The sequence below is a fragment of the Haemophilus sp. UMB1048 genome (assembly GCF_030218125.1).
Classification (GTDB): domain Bacteria; phylum Pseudomonadota; class Gammaproteobacteria; order Enterobacterales; family Pasteurellaceae; genus Haemophilus_D.
Genome location: NZ_JASOPB010000005.1, coordinates 193,374 through 200,362 on the forward strand (window position 1 = coordinate 193,374; position 6,989 = coordinate 200,362).

A 6,989-nucleotide genomic window follows, 5' to 3' on the forward strand; every position below is an offset into this window, starting at 1 on the left:
ATTGATATTTTGAATTTATAGGACAATTTTGTGGCATTAATTAGTTTAACTAACGCTTATCTTTCTTTTAGTGATTATCCTTTACTTGATCACGCTGAACTTCACATAGAACCTAATGAGCGCGTGTGTTTGGTGGGGCGTAACGGAGCAGGTAAATCGACTTTATTAAAAATTATTGCACAGCAAGTCACCATGGATGACGGCAAAGTGCAGTATGAAAAAGATTTAGTGGTTTCACGCTTAGAACAAGACCCGCCTCGCCACGCTGAAGGGAATGTATTTGATTATGTGGCGGAAGGCATTGAGCATTTAGCGGATTTGTTAAAGGAATATCACCATATTTCGCAAGAGTTGACACAAAATTACAGCGAACAAACTCTTAACCAGCTGGCGCAAGTACAAGCCAAATTAGAGCATGCCAATGGCTGGCAATTTGAAAATAAAATCAATGAAGTATTGCAAAAGCTCGAGTTAAATCCAGATACCAAATTAGCGGATTTATCGGGTGGTTGGTTGCGTAAAGCCGCCCTTGCTCGTGCGTTGGTGTGTAACCCCGATGTCTTGTTATTAGATGAACCGACTAACCACTTGGATGTAGATGCAATCGAATGGTTAGAAAACTTCTTATTAGAATTTACCGGAAGTATTGTGTTTATTTCCCACGACCGTTCTTTTATCCGTAAAATGGCGACCCGTATTGTCGATTTAGATCGTGGGAAATTAGTGTCTTATCCAGGTAACTATGATTTATACCTCACCGCTAAAGAGGAAAGCTTACGTGTCGAAGCATTGCAGAATGAGCTTTTTGATAAACGTTTGGCACAAGAAGAGGTTTGGATTCGTCAAGGGATTAAAGCTCGCCGTACGCGTAATGAAGGCCGCGTGCGCGCGTTAAAAGCCATGCGTGAAGAACGTCGCCAACGTCGTGAGGTAATAGGTACTACTAAGTTACAATTAGATAACTCAAGTCGTTCAGGCAAAATCGTGTTTGAAATGGAAGATGTAAGTTATGAGATTGAAGGCAAACAGCTGCTCAAAGATTTCAGCACGACCATTTTACGTGGCGATAAAATTGCTTTAGTGGGACCAAATGGTTGCGGAAAGACCACGTTTATTAAACTTTTATTAGGTGAAATCAAGCCAACGAGCGGTCGCATTCACTGTGGTACAAAATTAGATATCGCTTATTTTGACCAATATCGTGCTGATCTTGATCCAGAAAAAACGGTGATGGATAACGTTGCTGATGGCAAGCAGGATATTGAAGTCAATGGTGTAAAACGTCATGTGTTGGGCTATTTGCAGGATTTCTTATTTCCACCTAAACGAGCTATGACACCCGTCAAAGCGCTTTCAGGTGGTGAACGCAATCGCTTGTTATTAGCAAAATTATTACTGAAACCTAATAATCTATTGATTCTCGATGAACCAACCAATGACTTGGATGTAGAAACCTTAGAATTATTGGAAGAAATCCTTACTGATTATCAAGGCACCTTATTGATTGTCAGCCATGATCGTCAGTTTATTGATAATGTCGCGACAGAGTGTTATTTCTTTGAAGGCGACGGCGTATTGAATAAATACGTGGGCGGTTTCTTTGATGCGAAAGGACAACAAGCCAATTACTTTGCGATGAAAGCAGAACAAGAGACCCAAAAATCCAAAAAAGAAGCACCAAAAGTACAGGAAAGTGCGGTCAAAAATGACGCTGTTTCTCAAAAGCCAAAATCTGTTAAACTTTCTTATAAAGAACAACGTGAGTTAGAACAGCTTCCACAGCTATTGGAAGAATTGGAAGAGAAAATTACCGCACTTCAAGCTGAAATTGGTGATCCTCACTTTTTCCAACAAACCCATGATGTAACAGATGCTAAGCTTAAGGAATTATCAGACACCGAAGCTGAACTTGAAACGGCTTTCCTTCGTTGGGAAGAACTTGAAGAGAAAAAAATTCAATCTGAAGCAAAATAGAGGATGGATAAAAAAGAAACCGAGCTAAATAGCTCGGTTTTTTTATTAAATATTACTGATAAAAATTACCAAAATAATTACAGGTACCACAAATTTAACATAGTTAAACCAAATTGTGGTGAAGAGCGAATTTGGTGTCGGTGATAGTTCTTTTTTCGCATCATCTTTTAACACGAAACCAACGAAAATGGCACAACCAAGTGCGGTCAGCATGAATAGGATATTGCCGCTGACGAAATCGAAGGCATCGAAAATGCTTTTACCGAAAATGGTGAAATCTTTCCAAAGGTTATCACCTAGAATAGATGGCACGTTACCTAATAAGAAAATCCCCATTAAGGTAACAAAAATTGCTTTACCACGGCGCATTCTGAGTTTTTCTTGTAATGCGGTGATGATGACTTCGTAAATCGTAATTGACGTGGTTAATGCCGCAATAAGCAATAAGCCGAAAAATACGATAGCAAAGAATTTACCCGCCCATAAATGTGAGAATACAATTGGTAAACTTTGGAAAACCAAAGTTGGGCCAGCGTTAGGTTCAATCCCAAATGTGAATAATGATGGGAAGATCATAAAACCACATAACACAGCGATAATAGTATTTGTGAAGCCTGTAATAACGGCTGTGTGAATAAGGTTTTCTTCTTTATTTAAATAGCTTGAGAGAGTAATTAATACACCGAAACCAAGGCTTAATGCGAAGAACACTTGCCCTAATACGAAGATGAATAACTTAGGTGTAATTTTGCTGAAATCAGGTTTTAAATAGAAAGTCACACCTTCCATTGCGCCAGGTAAGGTGAGGTTACGAATCACCATACCAATTAGGAAGATAAAGAGTAATGGCATTAAGTATTTAACGGAACGTTCAATCCCGCCTATGATACCTTTCGCTAAAATAATGTAATTCACTGCCACAAATAGGAATGTGTAGAGCATGATTTCCCATGGGCTGTTGCTGATGTGTAAATCGTAGAAATCTTTGGCCACTTCTTTTGTAATTGGGGCGGAGATATCAAGAGTATTATTAATCAGGCTGATGATATAAGACATCACCCAACCACCAAGCACCATATAATAGGCCATGATACCAAATGCGCCGAGAAGACCCATATAACCGATAATTTTCCAATATTTGGAAATGTTTTTACCTTTATCTTGGATTTTGTCGCCAAAGGCATCAATGGAATTTACACGCAAACGGCGACCAATGACGTTCTCTACTAAAATCATTGGGATACCAATCACAATCATCGCAATACAAAAGAGGAGTACGTAGGCACCACCGCCATTTTCACCCACTAAATAAGGAAAGCGCCATGTTGCCCCAAAGCCGACTGTCGCTCCCGCAACGGTGAGCACATAAGTTAGTCGGCTAGACCACGTTTGGCGAGATTGATTGTTTGTTGTCATAATATATTCCGTTTAATTGTATTCGTTTAATAATCTGTTTTTTCTTTGTATTCGCAGAGATCTTCAATGATGCAAGCACCGCAGCGAGGTTTGCGGGCAATGCAGGTATAACGCCCGTGCAAAATAAGCCAGTGATGCACATCGACTTTAAATTCTTTAGGCACAACTTTGAGCAGTTTTTCTTCTACTTTTACCACATCTTTACCAGGGGCAAAATTCGTGCGGTTGCATACGCGAAAAATATGAGTATCCACTGCAATAGTCGGGTGACCGAAAGCAGTATTTAATACCACATTCGCTGTTTTTCTGCCGACACCTGCAAGGGCTTCTAAGGCTTCACGGCTTTCAGGTACTTCGCCGTTGTGTTTTTCAACTAAATCACGGCAGGTTTTAATGATATTTTCTGCTTTGCTATTATAAAGTCCGATGGTTTTAATGTATTCTTTTAAACCCTCTAAGCCAAGATCTAAAATGGCTTGTGGTGTATTCGCCACAGGGAATAATTTTGCCGTCGCTTTATTGACACCTTTATCGGTGGCTTGAGCAGATAAGATTACGGCAATGAGTAATTCGAAAGGCGAATTATACTCTAATTCCGTGGTGGGATGCGGGTTTTGCTCCCGAAGTCGAGTGAGAATTTCAATTCGTTTAGCTTGATTCATTTTTTCATATCAATTCGGTTTTTAATTGCCAATAGGATGCCTAATCCAATAAAAGCACCTGGCGGAAGAATAAAGAGTAAAAAGCTACTATCCGTTTGGTAAATATGTAATGTAAGGAATTTCGCACCTTGGCCAAATAAGTTTTCAATGCCCTCAAAAAGGGTACCTTGACCTAAAATTTCACGTAACGCACCTAATACGGTGATACTTAATGCCATGCCTAATCCCATTGAAAAACCATCCCAAGCAGCATGTGCAACGCTATTTTTAGAGGCAAAGGCTTCTGCACGACCGATGACGATACAGTTAGTCACGATTAAAGGAATAAAAATCCCAAGTGCTTGATAGAGTGTATAGGTATAAGCATTCATTAATAGTTGCACCACGGTTACGGTGGTGGCAATAATCATCACATAAATCGGAATACGGATTTCATGAGGAATTTGCTTACGAAAGAGTGAAACAACTGTGTTTGTGCAGGTTAAAACCAACATGGTTGCAAGGCCTAAACCCAATGCATTTGTTGCCGTACTCGAAACAGCTAAGAGCGGACAAAGCCCTAATAATTGCACGAGAGTTGAGTTGTTTTTCCATACGCCTTGAATAAAGATTTCTTTCCAAACAGAAGGCGTTTGCGTTATTTCTTCTGAATTTTCAACCGCACTTTGTTCATCAAGTGCGGTCGTTTTTTCGGTTAAATGAGTCATAATAAATATCCTATTGCGCGTATTTTTTTGCCATCTCATTGAGTAATGCTTCATTTTCAAGCATCACGAGAGCAGAGCGTTTTACTTGATTCACAATCGCGCGCGGCGTAATGGTTGCGCCAGAGAATTGATCAAATTTACCGCCATCTTTTTTGACCGCCCAATCTTTTAGGCTTTCCGGCACGATAACTTGATTCGTAAAACTCAAAATCCAATCGGAAATGCGAAGTTCGATTTTATCGCCTAATCCTGGAGTTTCATGGTGTTCAATCACACGCACACCTAAAACTTCACCTTTTGGTGTAATCCCCACTAATAAACGGATATTCCCTGAATAGCCATCTGGTGCTGTCGTTTCATAAGCATAGGCTGTTGGTACATGATCTTTAATAGCAAAATAGAGTTTTTGAATGCCTTTGAGTTTATCTTGCTCAGGCGTTTCTACGCTTTCAAGTAAGTTATTATTAAAATAATCCTGAGGGATGACTTGGAGCAATAAGGCTTTTTGGTGTTCAGCCATGGCTTCATCAATTTTATCTTTTGTCAGCATATAAATGCCTGCAGAAACAGCGGTACATACAAGCGCAATAAAACCTAATAACAAACCAAAACGGGAGGTGACTTTAAAAATACCCATTATTTTCTCCCTTTTGCAAAGTGTCCAGCTACACGAGGACGGGTGTAGTAGTCGATAAGTGGCACACAAATATTACTTAACAAAATCGCAAATGCCACGCCGTCAGGATAGTTTCCAAAGTAACGAATGAGGTAAACCAATAGTCCAACCAAAGCACCAAATACAAGCTTACCACGAGGTGTAATAGAAGCTGTGACAGGGTCAGTCGCAATAAAGAATGCGCCGAACATCATGGCGCCGCTAAAGAGTTGGCTTATCATACTTAAATGATGATGGCCTGACATCGCAGTGATTGTTGCTAAGGTCACAAAGGTCACGAGCATTGAAACGGGAATTTGCCAGTGAATTTTTTTCTTTAAGATTAATACAATCCCACCAAGCATGAATGCCAAATTAACCTGCCACCAACCTTCAGCAAAATCAGTCCCGTTTTGTAATAAAATCGGTAATTTTACAAAATCATGAAATACGCTTTCATCACCTTGATGTAAGTTATAGAAGATTTTTGCACTGTCTAATGGTGTCGCTTGTGTAATTCCATCAATGGAATGAACAAGTTGACTCAAACTAAATCCATCAGTGGTTAAGCCTGTGAAAATTAAAGAAAGAGAATCTGCAAATGTTGGTGGTTCATTTAATAATGAAATCGGTGGCATCCAACTTGTCATTTGTAGAGGGAAGGAAATCAATAGCACCACATAACCCACCATAGCCGGATTAAACGGGTTTTGTCCCAAGCCACCGTAAACGTGTTTGCCTAGAATAACAGCGGAAAGCGTACCAATTAAAATCACCCAATAAGGTGCATAAGGCGGAATCGCCATCGCTAAAATTAAGGCAGTAAGCACCACACTAAAATCTGAAATATAGACCAGGTTTGGCTTATTGCGCAATTTAGTCACAATAAACTCAAGTAATAATGCGAAAGAAATAGCCAATGCGGATTGCACCAAAACACCCATTCCAAAATAATAAATCTGCGTGAGCAGAGCAGGCAGCATGGCTGCAATCACCCATAACATAATACGGGCGGTTAATTTGCCTGAATGGGTATGAGGCGAACTCTCCATTTTCTTAAACATAATCTTTTCCTGCGTTATTCTGTTTCTTTGGCCGCTTCAGCAGCCGCTTTTTTTGCTTTAGCTCTTGCTATGGCTGCTGCGATAGCGGCTTTTTTCGGATCAAGTGCGGTTGGGTTTTCATCCGTTTTTTCGACCTCACTTTCAGTTTCATTTGTTGTAACTGTTTCACTTTGAGCAGCAGCTTTCTTGGCTTTGGCTCTCGCAATGGCTGCAGCTACAGCCGCTTTTTTCGGATCAAGTGCGGTTGGGTTTTCATCCGTTTTTTCGACCGCACTTTCAGTTTCATTTGTTATAACTGCTTCACTTTGAGCGGCAGCTTTCTTGGCTTTAGCTCTCGCAATGGCTGCAGCTACTGCGGCTTTTTTCGGATCAAGTGCGGCTGAGTTTTCATCTATTTTTTCGACCGCACTTTCAGTTTCATGTGTTGCAACGATTTCACTTTGAGCGGCAGCTTTCTTGGCTTTAGCTCTCGCAATGGCTGCAGCTACTGCGGCTTTTTTCGGATCAAGTG

6 protein-coding genes and 1 pseudogene are annotated in these 6,989 nt (G+C 40.3%); 1 reads left to right on the forward strand and 6 read right to left on the reverse strand.

Annotation, left to right across the window (positions count from 1 at the left end):
* The first annotated feature begins 30 nt into the window (after nt 1-30).
* Complete coding sequence (locus tag QP437_RS06365; RefSeq protein WP_285267320.1) at nt 31-1,974, forward strand: ABC transporter ATP-binding protein; 1,944 nt, start codon at nt 31-33, stop codon at nt 1,972-1,974.
* 45 nt (nt 1,975-2,019) lie between these two features.
* Here QP437_RS06365 and QP437_RS06370 read toward each other — a convergent pair whose 3' ends face one another.
* From QP437_RS06370 to QP437_RS06395, 6 genes and pseudogenes are all read right to left on the reverse strand, one after another.
* Nucleotides 2,020-3,390 carry a sodium-dependent transporter gene (locus QP437_RS06370; protein WP_285267321.1) on the reverse strand — a complete coding sequence of 457 codons (1,371 nt, stop codon included), beginning with the start codon at nt 3,388-3,390 and terminating at the stop codon, nt 2,020-2,022.
* A gap of 26 nt (nt 3,391-3,416) precedes the next feature.
* Nucleotides 3,417-4,052, reverse strand: a complete 636-nt coding sequence (gene nth, locus QP437_RS06375; protein ID WP_265469560.1) for an endonuclease III — start codon at nt 4,050-4,052, stop codon at nt 3,417-3,419.
* Nucleotides 4,049-4,759: an electron transport complex subunit E gene (locus QP437_RS06380; protein WP_285267322.1), complete on the reverse strand. Its 711-nt coding sequence runs from the start codon at nt 4,757-4,759 to the stop codon at nt 4,049-4,051. Before QP437_RS06380 ends, nth begins: the two co-directional genes overlap by 4 nt.
* Before the next feature lie 10 nt (nt 4,760-4,769).
* Nucleotides 4,770-5,396 (reverse strand): electron transport complex subunit RsxG, encoded by a 627-nt coding sequence (gene rsxG, locus QP437_RS06385; protein ID WP_285267323.1) that lies wholly within the window; start codon nt 5,394-5,396, stop codon nt 4,770-4,772.
* Nucleotides 5,396-6,478: an electron transport complex subunit RsxD gene (gene rsxD, locus QP437_RS06390; protein WP_065244742.1), complete on the reverse strand. Its 1,083-nt coding sequence runs from the start codon at nt 6,476-6,478 to the stop codon at nt 5,396-5,398. The genes rsxG and rsxD overlap by 1 nt, the downstream gene beginning before the upstream one ends.
* A gap of 14 nt (nt 6,479-6,492) precedes the next feature.
* Nucleotides 6,493-6,989: pseudogene (locus QP437_RS06395) on the reverse strand (electron transport complex subunit RsxC); the annotation flags it as partial.

Coding starts and splice junctions, on each gene's coding strand:
- rsxD (WP_065244742.1), bottom strand. CDS start 6,478: ATGTTTAAGAAAATGGAGAGTTCGCCTCATACCCATTCAGGCAAATTA.
- rsxG (WP_285267323.1), bottom strand. CDS start 5,396: ATGGGTATTTTTAAAGTCACCTCCCGTTTTGGTTTGTTATTAGGTTTT.
- QP437_RS06380 (WP_285267322.1), bottom strand. CDS start 4,759: ATGACTCATTTAACCGAAAAAACGACCGCACTTGATGAACAAAGTGCG.
- QP437_RS06370 (WP_285267321.1), bottom strand. CDS start 3,390: ATGACAACAAACAATCAATCTCGCCAAACGTGGTCTAGCCGACTAACT.
- nth (WP_265469560.1), bottom strand. CDS start 4,052: ATGAATCAAGCTAAACGAATTGAAATTCTCACTCGACTTCGGGAGCAA.